Here is a 19,692-nt window from a genome sequence, read left to right on the forward strand (position 1 = left end):
TTTCCGCTTCTCCGAAGTGGGCGGGAGCGCCGGCTTATGTCGTCGGCCTAAACTACCTCGGGGAGACAAAAAATCATGGCCCTGGACACGAAGCTCTGCACGTTCACAGGCCGCATGGTCATCGTTGGATTCGGTTCGATTGGCCAGGGTGTCTTGCCGCTGCTTCTCCGTCACATCGACGGACTTACGGCCGACCGGATCACCATCGTCACCGCCGAGGAGCGCGGGCGCGAGGAAGCGGAGCTTTACGGCGTCGCCTTCCACAACAACCCGCTCGACAACGACAATTTCTTCCAGGTTCTGAAGCCGCTGATCGACAAGGGCGATTTCCTGGTCAACCTGTCGGTCGACGTCTCGTCGCTTGCGTTGATCGAGTTCTGCCAGCGGGTCGGCGCCTTCTACACCGACACCTGCACCGAACCGTGGGCGGGTGGCTACACCGATTCCAGCCTGTCACCGTCGCTGCGCTCCAACTATGCGCTGCGCGAATCGGCGCTGGCGCTGCGCGGCCGTTACGAGGGCGGCCCGACCGCGTTGATCACCCATGGGGCGAATCCGGGTCTGGTGTCGCATTTCGTCAAGCAGGCGCTGCTGAACATCGCCGCCGACACCGGCGTGGAAACCGATGTCCCGACCGACCGCGACGGCTGGGGCCGGCTGGCGCAGAGGCTTGGCATCAAGACCATCCATGTGGCCGAGCGCGACACCCAGGTGTCGAACCAGCCCAAGCAGATCGGCGAGTTCGTCAACACCTGGTCGATCGACGGTTTCGTCAGCGAAGGCTGCCAACCGGCCGAGCTGGGCTGGGGCACGCACGAGAAGGACTTGCCGCCCGACGGCCGCCGGCACGAATTCGGCTGCGACGCCGCCATCTACCTGATGCGCCCCGGTGCTGCGACCCGCGTGCGCACCTGGACCCCGCTGGAGGGGCCGTTCCACGGCTTTCTCATCACCCACAGCGAGGCGATCTCGATCTCCGACTATTTCACCGTGCGCGACGGCGACCGCGTCGTCTACCGGCCGACCTGCCACTATGCCTATCACCCTTGCGACGACGGGGTGATGTCGCTGCATGAGCTGGCCGGCAAGAACTACAACATGCAGGCTGAGCAGCGGCTGATGATGCATGAGATCACCGGCGGCATGGACGAGCTGGGTGTCCTGCTGATGGGCCATCCCAAGGGCGCCTACTGGTACGGCTCGCGGCTGGACATCGACACGGCGCGCTCGCTGGCGCCCTACAACAACGCCACCTCGATGCAGGTGACCTCCACCGTTCTCGGCGGCATCGTCTGGACGCTGGAGAACCCGAATCGGGGGTTGGTGGAACCGGACGAAGTCGACTTCCGCCGGGTGCTGGACATCGCCACCCCCTATCTCGGCGAGGTTGTCGGCGCCTATGGCGACTGGACTCCGCTGCAGGACCGCAACGTCCTGTTCCCGGAAGACATCGACGAGGACGATCCCTGGCAGTTCAAGAACTTCCGGGTGAATTGAGAGAGCTTGGATGAAGCGCCGCAGCCGCAGCCGTCAGTTCAGGCGCACCGGCTGCGGCAGCGCTGCCACAGGGGGGACGGCGACACGGTGACATTGCCCGCGCAAGGGTCTTGAAACCGTTGACTTGGGCTTTCGCTTCCCCCAATCGTTCCGACATGCCCAAGCACGTCTCCCGGCGCGCCCGCGCCAAAGCTCCGACCGTCGCCAACCCCATTCTGCGCTCCGGCATCGTCGGGCTGATGGTGGCGTGTGGGGTCGCCGCCGTGGATCTCGCCCTCCCGGAGTCGGCCAATGCCCAGACTCCGGCCAAGCAGGCGCTGACTCCGAAGCCGACTCCCAAGCCGGCCGACGGACCGCTTCCGGGCAGCAAGCCTGCCGCTCCGGCCCAGGCCGGCGCGACCGGCACCGAATCCAAACAGGACCCTGTCCTGCTGACGGCCGATCAGGTCACCTTCGACGAGGTGAACAGCGTCGTCACCGCCAGCGGCAATGTCGAGCTGGCCCAGGGCAAGCGCAGCGTCCACGCCGACAAGATCACCTACAACCAGAAGACCAAGGTCGTCACCGCAACCGGCAAGATCCGGCTGGTAGAGCCGTCGGGCGACATCGTCTTCGCCGATTACGCCGAGCTGACCGACGATCTGAAGGACGTGTTCATCGAGAACATCCGCGTCCTGATGACCGACAATGGCCGCATGGCCGGCAACGAGGGCGAGCGGCGTGAGGGCCGCCTGACGCGCGTCAACCGCGGCGTCTACAGCCCTTGCGACCTGTGCAAGGAAGACCCCACCCGTCCGCCGCTGTGGCAGATCCGCGCCGTGCGCATCGTGCACGACAACGAGGAGCACGAGGTCCGCTACCGCGACGCGACGATGGAGATCTTCGGCATCCCCGTCGCCTACACGCCCTATCTGTCGCACCCCGATCCGTCCGTCGACCGCAAGAGCGGGTTCCTGACGCCGTCCTTCGGCAACAACTCCAATCTCGGCGCGATCCTCAAGACCCACTATTACTGGGACATCGCGCCGGACCAGGACGCCACCTTCGACCTGCATTACTACTCGCAGCAGGGGCCGCTGCTGGGCGGCCAATACCGCAAGCGGTTCGAGAGCGGACGGCTGGAGCTGGAAGGCGCCATCACCCGCGGCGACGTGGCCAACACCACCATCGTGCCGAAGGAAACGCGCACCCGTGGCTATGTCGCGGCGCGCGGCCTGTTCGACATCGACGAGACGTGGCGCGCCGGCTTCGACATCAAGCGGGCCAGCGACCCGACCTTCCTGCGGCGCTATTACGATTTCCGCGAGGATTACCTGACCAGCAAGGCCTTCGTCGAAGGTTTCCATGGCCGGAACTATGCGGCGATCACCGGCTACAGCTTCCAGGACATGCGCTACGGGAACCCGATCCCGGAGCCGGTCACCCTGCCCTATGCGCAGTACAACGCGCTGGGCGAGCCGGGCAGCCTGCTGGGGGGCCGCTGGTCGTTCGATACGAGCTTGCTGGCGGTGTCGCGCTTCAGGAATGCCGGCCCCGACACCCAGCGCGTCATGGTCCAGCCGGGGTGGGAGCGCAACATCGTCTCCAACGCCGGTTTCGTGACGACCCTGTCGGGCAGCGTGCTGGTCGCCGGCTACAAGGCGCAGCAGTTCAACTACAACGACCCGACGGTCCGCGGCGACGACAATATCAGCCGCTTCCGCTTCTTCCCGCAGGGGCAGGCCACCGTCCGCTATCCGTTCGTCCGCTACGGCGAAAGCTCGTCCCAGCTGGTGGAGCCCATCGGCCAGTTGACCTTTGCGCCGAAGCTGCCGAACGGCCGGCTCTTCCCGAACGAAGACAGCCTGGACGTCGAGTTCGACGATGTGAACCTGCTGCAGCCCAACCAATTCACCGGCATCGACCGGCTGGACGACGGCATGCGCTTCACCTACGGCTTGCGCGGAGCGATCTACGGCTACACCCAGGGATCGGCCAGCCTGTTCCTGGGCCAGAGCATTCGCCTGAGCGACAGCAGCGCCGGTTTCTCCGGCGATTCGGGCCTGGAGGAGCGGGTGTCCGATTATGTCGGCCGCCTGGATCTGCAGCCCGCCGACTGGCTGGACGTCAATTACGGCTTCCGCGTCGATCACGAGACCTTCCGTCCGCGCCGTCACTCGCTGAACGCCTCGGCCGGCGTGCCGCTGCTGCGGCTGTCGACCTCCTACACCTACGTCGACCAGACGACATCCCGCAACGCGGTCACCCGCAACCGGGTGGAGCAGGCGAACTTTGGCGTTTCGTCGCAGTTCACCGATCGCTGGAACATCGGCATCGCCCACACCCAGGCGATGGAACCGCAGCCGGGTCCGCGCTCCAGCCTCGCCGTGCTGACCTATGGCGACGAATGCCTGCTGTTCCAGACCATCGCCCGGCGCGACTACACGATCAGCACCACCGGCGAGAAGGACGGCAACACCATCTTCTTCCGTCTGGTCTTCAAGAATGTCGGCGAGTTCAAGAGCCCGGGCATCAACGCAGGCTTCCTGGGCGGCGGGTCGGCCAACCAGTAGTCGCCTTCGGGAAAAGACGGCACAAACCAACGGCCAGGGGGTTGCATCCCCTGGCCGTTGCCATTAGCCATTGAGGTCCGACGAGACAGCCCGCCACGATCGAAATCATGACCCTGGGACGTTACGACTACGAAAGACGGTACCGCAAACGCATGCGGGCCGGCGTGATCAAGTTCATGCTGCTGGCGGCACTCGTGCTGGGGGTCGGGCTTTTCTCCTACCAGATGGGAATCGAGCAGCTGAAGGGCCGCGACGTGACCCTGCGCGAGGAGATCGCCACGCTGTCGCGCCAGAAGGCGGAGCTGGAGCTGCTGGCCAGCCAGATGCAGCATGCCGCCCGCACCGCCGAGGCGCGCGCGGCCGAACTGGAAGGCCGCCTTCAGCGCGAGGTGCCGACCGGCGATCTCGCCAAGCTGAGCCAGCTGGTGGGGGAGCGGCTGAAAAGCGGACTGGACGCCAACCGCCTCGCCTTCGTCATCTCGCAGGCCCAGGTTCCGCGCAACTGCCAGCCGACCGACACCAAGCGCTTCACGCTGAGCACCCCGCTGCTGAAGGGCGGCGCACGCGGCGTCACCTTCGGCAACGGCACCGTCACGGTCACCGGCGAGGGGCAATCGGCGCACAACCCGCAAGGCAATGCTGAAAGCTGGTTCGATCCCGGCCAGCCGGTAACGATCCGCATCGCCGGCATGGGTGGCAAGGGCACCACGGTCAGCGGCGTCCTGCCTCTGCACCAGTCCCTGGTGGTCGACAACAGCGAATACCGCTTCACCATCGCCGCGGCCCAGCGCTCCTTCGTCGAGGTGACCGCCGACCGCTGCGCCTATCCCTGAGGCGGAACGGCGAATCCGCGCGGCGGCTCTCCCGCCGCGTGGATGTCCCACATGGTCGTGAAAGCCGATTCGATGGAACGGGCGAACCGGTCGGTGTCGAATAGGGGAGCGGTGGCGCGAGCCCGCTCCAGCCGCAGCTTGAGAGTGGCCAGTTCGGCAGGCTGCACCGCCAGTCGCTGCGCCGTCGCTTCATAGGCGTCCCAATCCGCCACAGCCAGTTCGGGCAAACCGGCCGCGTGCAGCAGGCTGGCGGCAACCCGCCCGGCAAAGGACCGGCCGGGGGCCGTCAGCACCGGCAGCCCGGCCCACAGCGCGTCGCTCGCCGTGGTATGGGCACCGACTGGGGCTGAATCGAGGAACAGGTCAGCCAGCCGGTGGCGCGCGAGATGCGCCGGTCCCGGAAGGCGCGGGGCGAAGACCAGGCGTTCCGGCGCGACACCGCGGTCCTCAGCAACACCCCGCAGGTTGGCGGCGACCTCGGCCGGCCCGTCGAGCAGCCACAGGACCGATCCCGGCACGCGTTGCAGAATCCGGCACCAGCGACCGAACAGGTCCGGCCCGATCTTGTAGGACGCATTGAAGGCGCAGAAAACAACGGCCTCGGCCGGCAGCCCGCAGTCGGCGCGGCTTGGCATCGGCCCGATGGCGCGGTGCCGGTCGTTCGGCTGGTAGCTGTCGGGCAGATGGACGATGCGCTCGCTGTAGAAGCGCTGATGATCGGCTGGCGCCACCACCGGGTCGGCGATGACGTAATCGATGGCCGTGCTGCCCAGCGTGCCCGGATAGCCGAGCCACTGCGCCTGCACCGGTGCCGGCCGGTATGCCGCAATCCCCGGACGGGCATTCTGGGTGTGGCCTTTCAGATCGACCAGAATGTCGATGCCTGCCTCATGGATCAGCCGGGCTGCCGCCTCGTCGGTCAGGGCCGACAGGTCGAGAAGGCGGTCGAATGCGGCGACCAGCCGCCTGCGCAACGGCCCGCCGTCGTTGGGGCCGTGGGAGCAGCCAATGATCTCGAAGCGGTCGCGGTCGTGCCGTTCGATCAGCTCGGCGATCAGCACGGCGGTGGCGTGCTCGTGGAAATCGGCGGACAGATAGCCGATCCGCAGCTTTGCACCGCGGTCGGTGCGCTTCGGGAAGCCGGGCCGGATGCCCCGCGTCTTCCAGCCGGAATAACGCTCGGCACAGGCACGCTCCAGCGCCGGCCCTGCCCCTTCCCCCAGGAAGATCCAGGGGTGTGCCTGCTGCGTCCGCCCCTCCCGCACCAGATCGACCAGCCGGGCGGACAATGCCGGCAGCCCATCCCAGCGGCAGAGATGGCGGCGTTGCTGCACCAGCTGCGCCAGAACGCCACCGGCATCGGGCAGGCCGATGCGCAGCGCGCGGTCGAAGCCGACGATGCTTGCTGGCGCGTCCTCCACCGGACCGCCGCGCTGGCCGCGCTCCTTCAACGCAAGGGCAAGGTTGGCCTGTCCCTCTGCCAGATCGGGCCGCAGGCACAGGCAGGTACGGAAACCGGCGGCGGCGCGCTCCAGGTCGCCGCGGTCGCGGTGCAGGGCGGCCAGGGCCAGCCGGGCCGGCACCAGCTTATGGTCAAGTTCCAACGCCCGGCGCAGAGCCGCTTCCGCCTCGTCCAGCCGGCCAAGCTCGCGCAGGAGCACACCCTGGTTGCACGGCGCCGGTGCGAAGCCGGGCATCAGCCGGGCGGCTTCGCCATAGGCCGCGGCGGCCTCCGCCGGACGGCCGAGCGCCTGCAGGGTCACGCCCCAATTGTAATGGTTGCCGCCGAAATCGGGAAGCCAATCCAGCGCCTTGCGGTGATGCGCCTCCGCCTCCGCAAGGCGGCCCTGACGCCGCAACGCCTCGCCGAGGTTGGAGCGGGCGACCGCCTCCTCGGGCGTGCCGGCCTGCCCCAGCGTGTCGAGTGCGGCGAACAGGGCCGACAGCAACGCCGCGTCGCCCGCCTTGCCGGCAAGGCGGCGGCGCAGATCGCCGATGGCGCCCTTGCCGCTTTCCTTTCCGGCCTCCTTCAGGGTCGGCGGCGGCGAGGTCACTTGCGCTGCCACTCGCCCGCGGCGGTCATCACGAATTGTCCGGCCGGAGTGCGCTCGATCAACTGCTGGCCGGCAACCGCCTGGACCTTGTCCAGCGCCGTGCCGTTGCCCTTGGCGATCTCCTGATAGCGGGCGAGGCGCTGGGCGTTCACCTGCTGGGCCAGCGCCTGAGCGGAAGCAGGCGCGCCCGGAACCACGCCGACCATCCCGTCCGGGCGTTCGCCCAGCTGACCGGCGGCTTTGGCGGCGGCCAGCGCATCCTGGGCCAGCACCAGTTGCGGCATCGCGACCGCCAGCAGGCCGGCGGCGAGTGTGGAGAGGGCAAGCCGGTTGAAATGCCGGCGGCTGAGGGGGCTTCTCGTCATCACTTCTTCCCCTTCGTCGAAGAAGGCGCGGTATCGGTGGGAAGGCCGAACAGGGCGGGGTCGTTGCGGATCGCGTCGTCGACGTCGCGCTCCAGCTTGACCCGCACCTCCTGCTCGATCCGGACATTCAGGTTGATCTCGATGGGCTTGTCGGGCGCCTCGATCTTCACCGTCGGGGCGCAGGCGGCAACGGCGGTGGAGATCAGCAGGGCGGCCGTCAGGCCGATGTGGGAAAGTCTGGTAACCATGGTGGCGATCAGTGGTCCTTCTGGTCGGAGCCGGTCATCCGCTCCCGCACTGTGTCGGGAATCCGGTAGACGTCGAGGTTCTGGCGCAGAATCCGGTCGAGCGCGCCGGACAGCTTAAGGTTAAGCGCAACCGGATAGCCATCGTAGAATGACGGGTTGGCCCCGCGCAGGGAAAAGCCGGCGCTGAGTTCGCCGCCGGCCTGCCCGTCGATGGTGATCCGCAGGGTTTCGTAATGGAAGTCGGTCAGGGCGCCCATCAGCATGGCGGTCGGGCTGCCTTTCTCCCCCTTCAGGCCGGATGGCGGCTGGGCGGGGTCGTAACGCAGCGTGCCGGGGCCCGCCGATTCGAGGACACCGCCGTTCAACGTGACGGTATCGCCGGCAAGGACCACAGGGAGGGTGCCGGCCAGCTTGCCGCTTGCCTCCAGCCCATCCACGGCGATCAACTCCAGCAGCTTTGCCGCATCGATGCCGTCGGCATGCAGGGTGACAGTTCCCTTCGGCTTGTCGGGTGACAGTTCGAACGGGTCGGCATGGAGCGTGCCGCCGGCCCAACGCCACTCGGCCCGGTCGACATCGAGACGCCCGTCACGGCCATAACCGAACAGAAGCGTCCCATCGGTCAGCGGAATGCCGACATCCAGCAGGCCGATGGACAGCTTCTGTCCGTCCGGGATCACCGGGGGCGACAGGCTGGACAGGGCGACCGTACCGCTGACACCGGCAACCGTCACCGGACCGGCGGCGCCGGCCAAGCCCTTGACCACCGCTTGACCGGCCGTGGTCAAGCCCTTGGGGGTCAGGGAAAGCGTGGCCTTCCCGGACAGCGTGCCGGACGCTTTCTCCAGGAAGGTCGCGCCCAACGGCGAAATGGCGACGAGACCGGGTCCGTTCCCGGCGAGTCGGATCGGCTTCGCCACCGCCTCCAGCCGCCCGGTGCCGGCGGTCTGGTCATAGGTACCGTTAAGCGTAACCGTGAGAAGGCCGTTTGCGCCCTTGGCGGTGCCGTCGATGGTCCACGGAGCTTCCCCCGCCTGAACCGCCTGCATGGTGACGGCCAGAGGCACGACGGGCGCCGGCTTGGCCGTATTGGTCAGCCGTACGACGGTGCCATCCGCCCGCCGTCCGGTGCCGTCCTGCCCCAGCCGCAGCACGACCTGCTCGGCCCGCAGACTGCTCGTCGGCATGTCGAGGCGCGGCGCTTGCAACTCTGCCGCGACGGTCATGGAACCGGGCGCCCAGCGCAGAAGCTCACCCTTCCGCGCGGCGCACAGCGTCGCTCCCTGCGGCAGGTCGAGACGCTGGCCGGAAACCGTCAGTCCGTCCGCCTTGGCCGGCAGGCAACCGTCGGGGGTCACGGTCACGGCGCCGCCATCCGTCCCGACTACCAGCGCGCCGAACAGGACCAGCCGTCCCGACATCGGCAAATCCAGCGCCTTGGCCGCCGCTTCGAGCGGGCCGCTGTCGCCGGTGATTTCGAGCCGCAGCCCCTGCCACCCGTCGGCGATGCGCAGTCCGGTGACGGTCACACTGGCACCGGTGAAGCCGGTCCCACGCAGCACTTCGGTCGCGGTGGCGCCGATCAGCGCCGGTCCGGCCAGGATCACCCCGCCCAGCCCGACGACGCCAAGCGTCACCGCCACCGCCACCGTCCCCGCTATCGCCCTCCCCAGCCTCAATGTTCCTGCCCCTTCCCGTCTGCTCGTCAGGACCGGCATGCCACGTCCACGCCCGGATGAACACCCGGACGAGCGGCCGTCATCCGTGACCTTTGGCGGATCTTTCGGGTGTCAGACCGACCGGCCCGTCTATCGATTGGCCGACCGGTCGAACTCCCCGCCAGCGCGGCTTTGCATTCCGCCGCTTTTCCCCTATGGTCCGGGGCGCGGATTTCGGCTCATCGGAGTGTTTCGCATGAAGCGGTGGACCCGCGCATTGCTGGCGGCTCTGTTCGCCACAATCTTCACAGTCTCGTTCTTTACAGTTTCTCAAGGGGAGGCGAAGGCCTTGGATCCGGAAAACACCATTTACCTCGACCTGAAGGACGGTCGCGTGGTGATCGAACTGCGGCCCGACCTGGCGCCGAACCACGTCGCCCGCATCAAGGAACTGACCCGCCAGGGCTTCTACAACGGCGTCGTCTTCCACCGCGTCATCGACGGCTTCATGGCCCAGACCGGCGATCCGACCGGCACCGGCATGGGCGGCTCCGGGCAGAAGCTGAAGGCCGAGTTCTCCAGCACCCCGCACATCCGCGGCACCCTGTCGATGGCCCGTGCGCAGGATCCGAACAGCGCCGACAGCCAGTTCTTCATCTGCTTCGCCCCGTCCCAGTTCCTGGACCGCCAGTACACCGTCTGGGGCCGGGTGGTCGAGGGCATGGAGTTCGTCGACATGATCAAGAAGGGCGATCAGGCCCGCAACGGTCAGGTCTCGAACCCGGACAAGATCATCAAGATGCAGGTCGCTGCCGACGCGAAATAACGTCGCCGGATCAGCCGATCAGAAAAAGGGGACCGGTTCGCCGGTCCCCTTTTTCTTGCGCGCCGATTCCGAACCCGGAGTCCGGCCTCAGCCGCCGGACAGCGCGTTGGTCATGGCCCGAAGCAAATCCTTCATCGATTGCGGCCGGTTCTGCCAGCGCATGGACAGCCCCGACAGAAGCACCTTCTCGAATCCGGGCGCCAGCGCCACGCCCAGTTCCGACGGCTTCGGCACCCTGTCGTTCATGAAACGGGCAGTGGCGTCGGGCGGCGTACGGCCGGTCAGCGCCAGATAGATGGTGGCGCAAAGCGCATAGACGTCGGACCAGGGGCCTTGCCGCCCCTCATTGGAATATTGCTCCGGCGGGGCATAGCCCGGCTTGAGGATCACGGTCATGCCGGCCCCCGGACGGGCGGTCTGACGCGCGGCACCGAAGTCCAGCAGCTTGCGGTCGCCGCCATTGGTCAGGAAGATGTTGTCCGGGCTGATGTCGCGATGGATCAGCCCCTGGTCGTGGATGGCCTGCAAGGCCTTGGCGATCGGCATCACCACGGCCAGGGTCCGCTTCACGTCGATGCGTCCGCCGCTGTCGACCAGATACTTCTTCATGGTGCGGCCCTCCAGCAGCTCCATGACCAGATAGGCGGTGCCGTTCTCCTCGAAGAAATCCTGGACGCCAACGATCTCGCGCACGTCGCGCAGCCGGGCGAGCGTCCGCGCCTCCTCCAGAAACTTCTCCAGACCGGCGGCGAAGGTCTCCGCATGTTCGTCCGAGAAGGGGGAGACCGCGGCGGCGTTGGGAACCCGGGCGATCAGGTTGGCCGGATAATATTCCTTGATCGCCACCTTCACCTGCAACCGGTCGTCCCAGCCCAGATAGGTGGCGCCGAATCCGCCCTGCCCCAGCACCCTCCCGGCCCGGTAGCGGCCATGCAGCAGCGTGCCGGGCACAAGATGCACGCCCGGCCGGTTGTCGGACTTTTCGGGGAAACCGCAGGCGGCGCAGGTGCCGACACTTCCTTGGGCACCTTTTGGGGGGCTTCCTTGTGCCGTGTAGCAGCTTGGGCACAGGCCGGGCCTGCCGGAGGAGGCCGGCTTCGACACCGCTGTGCCTGTCGGCTGCTGGCTGACCGGGTGAAGGATTGTCTCGGCGCCGCGCATGCCTTTTGGGAGAAGCGCGGGGGCCGGAAGCTGTGGCACCTCCACGGTGTGCTGCACCGCCGCCTGAGGAAAAGGCGGCAGAACGGGAGGCGGGGCGGGCGAGGTCGCCAACTGGCGCAGCCGGTCCAGCAGTTCCAACAGACGCCGGACCTCGGCCTGGGCGACTTCGCTCTCCGGCTGGGCAAGTTCGGCCTGGAACTGCGGTTGGCGGACGATCTCGAGGATGTGCTGGCGGATCAGCGGCAGCGCCCCGTCCTCGCGGATCAGACCGGAGCAGGCGACCTCCGCCAGCCGGACGGTACGGCGGCGCAGGACCGGTTCCACCTGCCTCAGGCGGACGGCGAGCTGGCCGGTCTTCACATAATCGTCCACCGCCCGTTCGGCCCTTGCGGCGATCCGCTCGCAGGTGTCGGCCGGCAGCGGAGCGGAGCGGATCGCCGCCAGAGCACGGAGGAAGTCCCGCTCCAGCAGAGCCGTGTCGGGCGTCTGCACCAGCATGTTCTCGATCAGCAGCTCGTTGCAGACGGCGGCCTCCAGCGAGGCGAGGATCTCGTCGGCATGCCGTTCGGCGGCGGAGACCGCGGCGACGCGGGTCAGGTAATGGATGCGGCAGATCAGGTCCGATTGCCCCTCGCCAAGCCCGACGATCGACCGGCGATAGGCGCTGGCTCCCCCCTGCTCCAGCCGGCGCGAATAGCGTACAGTCAATGCATCGGCCATCGCCGCGCCGCCGATCAGCCCGTCGCGGGTCAGCAGATGGCCGACCAGCGTCTTCAGCATCTCCGCCTCCTGATCGAAGGCGCCACGTCCCAGCGGCTGGGGCGCCTTCAACTGGCGGCGGATGCGGTCGAGCACCGCGGCCTTCGCCTGGGGAAGCTTGTTCTGGCGGAACAGGGCGTTCAGCACGCCGACGCGGTTCGGTCCGATGGCTTCCATGCCGATCCGGCCGAACAGCAGGTCGCACAGGGTTCCCAACAGCGCGCCGGGCAGCAGGTTGGAGCCGAACAGCTCCGCACCCGCCGCGGACGAGGCCAGGATGTCGCCGATCACCCCATCGACCGCCGCGGCCAGCCGTTCATCCCGATCCCGCTGGTGCAGTTCCAGCAGCCGGTCCAACTTGCCGTTCCAGCTCTTGAGCTCGACAAGCTCCAGGCCGATGGCGACGCGCAGGTCATAATCCGCATCGCCGGTTGGTGTCTTGCTCCCCTGGGACAGCAGCCAGTCGACGGAGGTGCGGCCGCGCGGCATGGCGGCGAAGGCAACCTGGGCGACCCGGGCTTTTGCCCAGCTCTCGTCCACCGCGGCACGGATGGCGCGGCGGCGAACCTGAAGATCCTGCCCCGGCGAGCGTGCCTGGATCGTCGCGATCCTGGTGATGGCCGCCTCGACCAGGGAGCCCTGCTCCAGGCAGGATTTCAGTGGCTTGGCGAGATGGATCAGCTCCGTCGGCGTCAGAAGCAGCGGGTCCAGATACGACCGCATCGCCACCCCGATCACCAGACGCGCCGGCAGCGCATGGTAATCCGCCAGCGCGCCGCACAGCTCCGCCTCATCGAGCATGGCCATGGCCGGCTGGGGTGTCGGCGTTGCGCGGCTGAGCTGGGGACTGGACACTCAGGGCCTTTCCATCAGATGGCGGATGGTTGCAGCCGGGACGCAACAACAGCGCCGCGCCTGCGTTGTCGATCGAACCGGCGCGCCGCGCCGGTCAGGGCACACCGCCGGAACATACCGCCCGGGAAGCATGGTTGCGCAGCGAGTGTAAATGACGGGTGTACGATACCTGCATTTTTCATCAAAAACACAAGAGTTGTGTCAGCATTGCGCCATGCTGGCCGTTGACTGCGGGGGCCGTTCCCTTCGCTCTTCGCATGTGCGATAAAAAATGGAACGCTGACGATGGGGGAAACGCATGATCCGGAACGGCACCATCATCGCGTTGCGACACGGGCCGATGACTCTCACGGCGGCCCCCCACTGCGGTGGCTCGCTGGCGAGTTGGAGCCTGTCCACCGCCGATGGTCCGGTAGAGCTGTTCCGTCGGGCGTCCGACCAGGCGCTGGCCGGCGATTTCGCCCCCGACATGGCCTGTTTTCCCCTGGTTCCCTTTTCCAACCGCATCGGCGGCGGCCGGTTCGTCTTCCAGGGGCGCGAGGTGAGACTGGCGACCGATCCCGGATCGCCGCACCGCATCCACGGCCATGGCTGGTCCACCCCGTGGAGTGTCGAGGCTGTGACCGACGATGCCTTGCGGATGGGCTTCACCCACCGGGCGGACGATTGGCCCTGGAGCTATCGCGCGGCGCAAACGGTGGCGCTGGACGGCGAGGGCTTGACCGTCACCTTGGATCTCATCAACGAGGCCGACAGCGACATGCCGGCCGGACTGGGGCTGCACCCCTATTTCGTCAAGACGCCGGGCAGCCGGGTGACCGCCGATGTGAATGGCGTGTGGGAGAATGACGAGACCATCCTGCCCTGCCGCAAGCGCCCGCTGCCCCCGGCCTGGGATTTCCGCCACGGCGTGACGATGGACCGTGTGGCGCTGGACAATGGCTTCACCGGTTGGAGCGGTTCGGCGACGCTCGACCGCCCGCAGGAGCGGCTGCGCCTGACCATGCTCGCCGACGGGCCGGCCGCCCACCTGATCGTCTATGTTCCGGCGGAAGAGCCTTACCTGTGCCTGGAGCCGGTCACCCACATGACCGATGCGCTGAATCATCCGCAGGAGCCCGATGCCGGCGTCATCGCCCTGCCGCCGGGCGAACGGCTGTCCCTGACCGTCCGCTTCCTGCTGTCGCGGCTTTAGCGGCAGCGCACGAATTCTGCGGCGAAGGTCGCCGGCGGCTGCATGCGCAGGACCAGCCGGTCGAGGCGCGGCGAATCGGCCGGCAACAGACGCAAGGTCGCCAGGGGTGCCGGTGTGCCTTCCGCCGGACCGGCGGGCAGGAGTGCCACCCCCCGGAGCGGATCGCCGTCGGTCGCCAGCGTACCGTTCAGCGGAAACTGCGGCAGCCGCGCATCCACCGCGTGCAGGCCGCGATCTGCCCCGATCTCCAGATAGGAGCTGCGGCAATCGTCGATGGCGGCGCGGTCGGTCGGATCGGCCTTGGCCCAGCGCCCGGTGAGTGTCGACAGCGCCACCTTGCGGCTGAAGGGCGGGAGGTGCGGCTCGGGTGGGTCGAACCGGCGGGCGGCGGCACCGGCGACGGACAGCGGCAGGTCGCCGACCGGATGCGAGCGCGCCTGCCGCTCCGTCTCCAGCGCGGCCGTGCGCTGGCGAAGAACGCGCAACAGGCAGTCGCTGCGGGTCTTGCCGGCCTTCGAGTCGGCAAGATCGGCCGCGGTCACCTGACAGGCCTCGTCCCGGCGCGCCCGCCAGACGGTCTGGGCGTCCGCAATTGCCGCACGCCCGGTGTCGTCGGTGGTGGCCCCCAGCGCCGCCAGCGCGGCGTCCATCGCCGCACTGGCCTCCGCAAGCTTCGGATCGCGACAGGTCAGCTGCGCCACCGGCGTCTCCGCCGTTTCGCAGCCGGGCGCAGCCGGCGCCGCCGCTTCGGGCGACGGGGTATCCGCCGAAGCCGAAAGGGCGGGGACCGCGGTCATGACCGAGAGCAGGGAGCCGGCAGCCAGAAAACCGCCAACCAGGGACAGGGCGCGCATCGCAGGAAACCTTGGATGGGGAAACGGGACGTCACGAAGCGGGGAAAGCCTCCAGCACGGCCTTGACCTGACGCTGGAAATCCTGGTCGGTGCGATAGCGCGTCACGACCGACTTGTCACGCTCCACGAAAAACAGCATGTCGTCGCGGCTGGGCAGCATGCGCGGGTTGGGCTTGTCCAGCAGCTCGCCATTCCAGTCGACTCGGGCCATGAAATAGACGGCTCGGGCGAACAGCATGAACAGCTTGTTGTCGGGCGCCAGCTTTTCCCGCCGCAGCAGAGCGAAATAGTAGTAATTGCGTCCGTGGAAATAGCTGGTGTGGATGGCTTGCAACGCGGCGAAGCGCTCGTCGGGACTGTTGACCTTCTTGATCTGCTTTTCCAGCCGGAAGCCGGCGAAAAAGTATTCTCGCGCCTCATGCTCGAAGGAGAAGGGGCTGCCTTTGATCAGCGCCATCTGCTCACCGTAGCGCTTCAGCGCACGGGTCATCAGCAACTCGAGAAAACGCCGTTCCGCCGCATGGGTGTCGGGGATGTTCGGCAGCATCTCGAACACATGGCGCAGATGATAGGGGTGGCGCACGACGACGATGGGAACCGACAGCGTCTTGCTCTTTGCCGGCGCCCGCTTCTCCGCAACCAGCGTGACGGCGGGCGACAGCGACGCCATCGTCGCCTGGATGGTGTCGTACAGTTTCCAGCGTAGGCGGGTCTCCGCCGACTGGCTTCCCAGATTCATCCGGGCAAGAAACCGCTTCACCCGGCTGCCGAAGGTCTCCTTCGGCAGCTTGTGCGTCGGCAGGTTGGGTACGACCAGCGGGTTGCCGAGGATGTCGGCCGGAGGAGGCAGCGGCTTGAAGTTGAAGTATTTGCCGGTGACGACGCCCCGCCCGGCGCCGCCCAAGCCTGCGTCGCCCATACCGCCGGACCCCCGGTTGCTGCCCGTTGATGAAAAAGCCGCCACCGACACCATCCAGACGCGAATCCCCGCCGCAACGCCAGCCCGTTCGCTTAGGATATAAAGGGTAACGCGAACGGAAGAAAGCCGCAGCGCGCGTCACAGGCAACTTCGTGACTTTTTCGCAACTGCGGTAGGGTCGGCGCCGGGGCACCCTGTCGGGGCGGATTTATCGGTGTTACCGTTGCGGTGGCGACCCTGGACCTAACCATGGCGCGAACATCATCGAACAGGCATGAGGCGGGGTTTTCAATGGCGATCCACGTCGCGCTGAACCACAAGACGATCTATCGCTACGACCGGCCGGTCTCCCTCGGCCCTCAGATCATCCGGCTGCGCCCGGCGCCCCATTGCCGGACACCGATCCTCAGCTATTCCCTGAAGGTCACGCCCAAGCAGCATTTCCTGAACTGGCAGCAGGACCCGCAATCGAATTTCCAGGCCCGATTCGTTTTCCCGGAAAAGACCCGCGAGTTCGTTGTCGAAGTCGATCTCGTCGCCGAGATCGCCGCGATCAACCCGTTCGACTTTTTCCTTGAGGAGAAGGCGAGCCACATCCCCTTCGCCTACGAGGACTGGCTGCAGCGCGAGTTGCGCCCCTATCTGGAGACGGAGGTGCCGGGTCCCGAGCTGGCCGCCTACCTGACGGACATCCCGCGGGACAAGACGCCGACTATCGACTTCCTGGTGGCGGTGAACCAGCGGCTTCAGCAGGACATCGGCTACGTCATCCGGCTGGAGCCCGGCATCCAGAGCTGTGAGGAAACGCTGACCAAGCGCACCGGGTCCTGCCGCGATTCGGCATGGCTGCTGGTGCAGATTCTGCGTCACCTGGGGCTGGCCACCCGCTTCGTCTCCGGCTACCTGATCCAGCTGACCGCCGACCAGAAGGCGCTGGACGGCCCGTCCGGTCCGGAAAGCGACTTCACCGACCTGCATGCCTGGGTGGAGGTGTTCCTCCCCGGCGCCGGCTGGGTCGGGCTCGATCCCACCTCCGGCCTGCTGGCGGGCGAAGGGCACATCCCGCTGGCCTGCACCCCCGATGCGTCTTCCGCCGCCCCCATCTCCGGCCTCGTCGACGAGGCGGAGGTCGAGTTCGGCCATGAGATGTCGGTCACCCGCATCTACGAGGCGCCGCGCGTCACCAAGCCCTACAGCCCCCATCAATGGGCGGCCATCGAGGCGCTGGGCCACCGCGTCGACGAGGTTCTGAAGGCCGAGGATGTCCGCCTGACCATGGGCGGCGAGCCGACCTTCGTGTCCATCGACGACATGGACGGCGCCGAGTGGAACACGACGGCGCTCGGTCCGCAAAAGCGCAGGATGGCCGCCGACCTGATCCATCGGCTGATGGCGCGCTTCGCCCCCGGGGGCCTCCTGCATTTCGGCCAGGGCAAATGGTATCCCGGCGAATCGCTGCCGCGCTGGGCGATGACCGTCTATTGGCGCCGCGACGGCGAGGCGCTGTGGGCGAACAGCGACCTGCTGGCGCGCGAGGACACCGATTACGGCCACACGGCGCAGGATGCCGGCGTCTTCCTGATGGCGCTGGCAAAGCGGCTGGGCCTCGACCCGAACCTCGTGCTCGGCGCCTATGAGGATCCCTGGCACTACCTGCGCAAGGAATCGCAGCTTCCCATCAATGTCGATCCACTGAACAGCAGGCTGGAGGACAAGGAGGAGCGAGAGCGGCTGGCGCATGTCTTCACCCGCGGCTTGGCGGAGCCGGTTGGCTTCGTCCTGCCGATCAACCGGCGCATGACCCAGCAGGGCCCGGTCTGGCTCTCCAGCACATGGCCGCTGCGCCAGGAAAAGCTGCTGCTGATCCCCGGCGACAGCCCGGTCGGCTACCGCCTGCCGCTGGGGTCCCTGCCCTGGGTGTCCAAGACCGACTATCCCTATGCCTGGGAAACCGACCCGTTCGAGGATCGCGGCCCCTTGCCGCCGCATCCGGTGCAGCGCCGGCAGGAGATCCGCGGCGCCGTTCAGGAATCCGACCGCGGCGTCCATACCGACAAGCGGATCGCGCAACGCCAGCGCATCATGGCGGAAATCCGCGACGAACTGCCGGAGGACGGCAAGTCGGCCTGGTGGGTGGTGCGCACCGCCCTGAGCTGCGAGGCTCGCAACGGGCGCCTGCACCTGTTCATGCCGCCGATGAGCACGCTGGAAGACTATCTGGCGATGCTGGCGGAGATCGAGGCGACGGCGGTCGAGTTGGACATGCCGGTGGTCATCGAGGGTTACCAGCCGCCGAAGGACCCGCGGCTGAACTCGCTGGCCGTCACCCCGGACCCCGGTGTGATCGAGGTGAACATCCACCCGGCCCACAGCTGGGACGATCTGGTGCGCAACACCGTCACCCTGTACGAGGATGCGCGCCAGTCCCGCCTGGGTGCAGAGAAGTTCATGATCGACGGGCGCCATTGCGGCACCGGCGGCGGCAACCATGTGGTGATGGGCGGCGCCACCGCGGCCGACAGCCCCTTCCTGCGCCGCCCCGACCTGCTGCGCAGCCTGATCACCTACTGGCAGAACCACCCTGCCCTGTCCTACGTCTTCTCCGGCCTGTTCATCGGCCCGACCAGCCAGGCGCCGCGGGTGGACGAGGCGCGCGACGACCAGCTCTATGAGCTGGAGATCGCCTTCAACCAGATCGATCAGGCGGCGGCGAGCGGCAATTGCCCGCCCTGGCTGGTCGACCGGGTGCTGCGCAACCTGCTGGTCGACGTGCAGGGCAACACCCACCGGGCGGAGTTCTGCATCGACAAGCTCTATTCGCCTGACAGCTCCACCGGCCGCCTCGGCCTTGTCGAGTTCCGCGCCTTCGAGATGCCGCCGCATGCGGAGATGAGCCTGACCCAGCAGCTTCTGATGCGGGCGCTGGTCGCACGCTTCTGGAAGCACCCCTACAAAGGCCGTCTGGTGCGCTGGGGCACCGACCTGCACGATCGCTTCATGCTGCCGCACTTCCTCCAGCAGGACATGGCCGACGTGCTTCTGGATCTGCGCGACCATGGCTATCCGCTGGAGGACAGCTGGTTCGCGCCGCACTTCAACTTCCGCTTCCCGGTCTACGGACATGTCAACCAGCGCGGCATCACCATGGAACTGCGCATGGCGCTGGAGCCCTGGCACGTCCTGGGCGAGGAACCGGGCGGCGGCGGCACGGTGCGCTATGTCGACAGCTCGGTGGAGCGGGTGCAGGTCCGCGTCACCGGCCTGATCGACGCCCGCCATGTCATCACCTGCAACGGCCGGCGCGTGCCGCTGATCCCGACCGGGGTGGAGGGCGAGTTCGTCGGCGGCGTGCGGTACCGCGCGTGGCAACCGCCCTCCTGTCTGCATCCGACGATCCCGGTCCATACCCCGCTGATCTTCGACATCCTGGACAGCTGGGCCGGCCGGTCCATCGGCGGCTGCACCTATCACGTCATGCATCCGGGCGGACGCAACTACGAGACCTTCCCGGTCAATGCCAACGAGGCGGAGGGGCGCCGTCTGGCCCGCTTCTTCCCCTTCGGCCACACCCCCGGCCCGATGGACAGCCCGGCGGAGGAACGCAACCCGCAATTCCCGATGACGCTGGATCTGCGGCGGGGCTGAGTCCCGACGACCCGACGGCGTCGGATCGGTCTGCAATTTCCGGCAAGCCGGAGCGTCGCATTGCGCGGCGCTCCGGTTTTTTCGTTTCAGGACATCGGCCTGCGATCATCCATCAATGACGGGATCGCCACGGAATCTTTCCTCTTTCGGATGGATCCCCGGCCCACCGGCCTTGCATCGACGGGCTGGGACGTTCAGACTGTTGCTTCCTTCATAGGCAATACGCACCAGTCAGACCTTGTCCCAGCCCGATCAGCCATTCCGCGCGCCG

13 protein-coding genes are annotated in these 19,692 nt (G+C 67.4%); 6 read left to right on the forward strand and 7 right to left on the reverse strand.

From position 1 onward, the window contains the following. The first annotated feature begins 75 nt into the window (after window positions 1-75). The 3 genes from ACWPN8_RS08925 to ACWPN8_RS08935 all read left to right on the forward strand — a co-directional run bounded on the left by ACWPN8_RS08925 (window position 76) and on the right by ACWPN8_RS08935 (window position 4,882). On the forward strand, window positions 76-1,497 hold the full coding sequence (locus ACWPN8_RS08925) for a homospermidine synthase (RefSeq protein ID WP_109446246.1): 1,422 nt from the start codon (window positions 76-78) through the stop codon (window positions 1,495-1,497). 155 nt (window positions 1,498-1,652) lie between these two features. Continuing rightward, window positions 1,653-4,049, forward strand: coding sequence for an LPS-assembly protein LptD (locus ACWPN8_RS08930; RefSeq protein WP_492240552.1), 2,397 nt, complete (start codon window positions 1,653-1,655; stop codon window positions 4,047-4,049). 107 nt (window positions 4,050-4,156) lie between these two features. Further along, window positions 4,157-4,882, forward strand: coding sequence for a hypothetical protein (locus ACWPN8_RS08935; protein WP_109446250.1), 726 nt, complete (start codon window positions 4,157-4,159; stop codon window positions 4,880-4,882). Here ACWPN8_RS08935 and ACWPN8_RS08940 read toward each other — a convergent pair. Genes ACWPN8_RS08940 through ACWPN8_RS08955 form a run of 4 tightly spaced genes read right to left on the reverse strand, consistent with a single transcriptional unit; the run spans window position 4,873 to window position 9,267 of the window. Further along, window positions 4,873-6,936: an O-linked N-acetylglucosamine transferase, SPINDLY family protein gene (locus ACWPN8_RS08940; RefSeq protein ID WP_492240553.1), complete on the reverse strand. Its 2,064-nt coding sequence runs from the start codon at window positions 6,934-6,936 to the stop codon at window positions 4,873-4,875. The two genes, ACWPN8_RS08935 and ACWPN8_RS08940, sit on opposite strands and share 10 nt — an antisense overlap. Then, window positions 6,933-7,301, reverse strand: coding sequence for a YdbL family probable chaperone protein (locus tag ACWPN8_RS08945; RefSeq protein WP_109446252.1), 369 nt, complete (start codon window positions 7,299-7,301; stop codon window positions 6,933-6,935). Before ACWPN8_RS08945 ends, ACWPN8_RS08940 begins: the two co-directional genes overlap by 4 nt. Next, a complete protein-coding gene (locus ACWPN8_RS08950) occupies window positions 7,301-7,549 on the reverse strand; it encodes a YnbE family lipoprotein (protein ID WP_109446254.1) in 249 nt (82 codons plus the stop codon). Before ACWPN8_RS08950 ends, ACWPN8_RS08945 begins: the two co-directional genes overlap by 1 nt. Before the next feature lie 8 nt (window positions 7,550-7,557). Continuing rightward, window positions 7,558-9,267: an intermembrane phospholipid transport YdbH family protein gene (locus ACWPN8_RS08955; protein ID WP_492240554.1), complete on the reverse strand. Its 1,710-nt coding sequence runs from the start codon at window positions 9,265-9,267 to the stop codon at window positions 7,558-7,560. Window positions 9,268-9,463: 196 nt separating this feature from the next. Here ACWPN8_RS08955 and ACWPN8_RS08960 point away from each other — a divergent pair, with 196 nt between their 5' ends. Continuing rightward, window positions 9,464-10,033, forward strand: coding sequence for a peptidylprolyl isomerase (locus ACWPN8_RS08960; protein WP_109446258.1), 570 nt, complete (start codon window positions 9,464-9,466; stop codon window positions 10,031-10,033). An 87-nt stretch (window positions 10,034-10,120) separates the two neighbouring features. Here the strand turns inward: ACWPN8_RS08960 and ACWPN8_RS08965 are convergent, their stop codons facing one another. Next, window positions 10,121-12,808 (reverse strand): serine/threonine-protein kinase, encoded by a 2,688-nt coding sequence (locus ACWPN8_RS08965; protein ID WP_492240555.1) that lies wholly within the window; start codon window positions 12,806-12,808, stop codon window positions 10,121-10,123. A 298-nt stretch (window positions 12,809-13,106) separates the two neighbouring features. Between ACWPN8_RS08965 and ACWPN8_RS08970 the strand changes: the two genes are divergently transcribed. Next, the gene (locus ACWPN8_RS08970; protein ID WP_492240556.1) at window positions 13,107-14,003 is read left to right on the forward strand and encodes an aldose 1-epimerase; all 897 of its coding nucleotides are present in this window, start codon (window positions 13,107-13,109) and stop codon (window positions 14,001-14,003) included. On the opposite strand, the gene ACWPN8_RS08975 is transcribed toward ACWPN8_RS08970, so the two are convergent. Together ACWPN8_RS08975 and ACWPN8_RS08980 are read right to left on the reverse strand one after the other, a co-directional pair. Then, window positions 14,000-14,857, reverse strand: a complete 858-nt coding sequence (locus tag ACWPN8_RS08975; protein WP_492240557.1) for a lysozyme inhibitor LprI family protein — start codon at window positions 14,855-14,857, stop codon at window positions 14,000-14,002. The genes ACWPN8_RS08970 and ACWPN8_RS08975 overlap by 4 nt on opposite strands. 31 nt (window positions 14,858-14,888) lie before the next feature. After that, complete coding sequence (locus ACWPN8_RS08980; protein WP_492240558.1) at window positions 14,889-15,776, reverse strand: hypothetical protein; 888 nt, start codon at window positions 15,774-15,776, stop codon at window positions 14,889-14,891. A gap of 291 nt (window positions 15,777-16,067) precedes the next feature. Between ACWPN8_RS08980 and ACWPN8_RS08985 the strand changes: the two genes are divergently transcribed. Next, window positions 16,068-19,421, forward strand: coding sequence for a transglutaminase family protein (locus tag ACWPN8_RS08985; protein WP_492240559.1), 3,354 nt, complete (start codon window positions 16,068-16,070; stop codon window positions 19,419-19,421). Window positions 19,422-19,692 lie beyond the last annotated feature (271 nt).

The organism is Azospirillum sp. UENF 112521 (assembly GCF_058780665.1).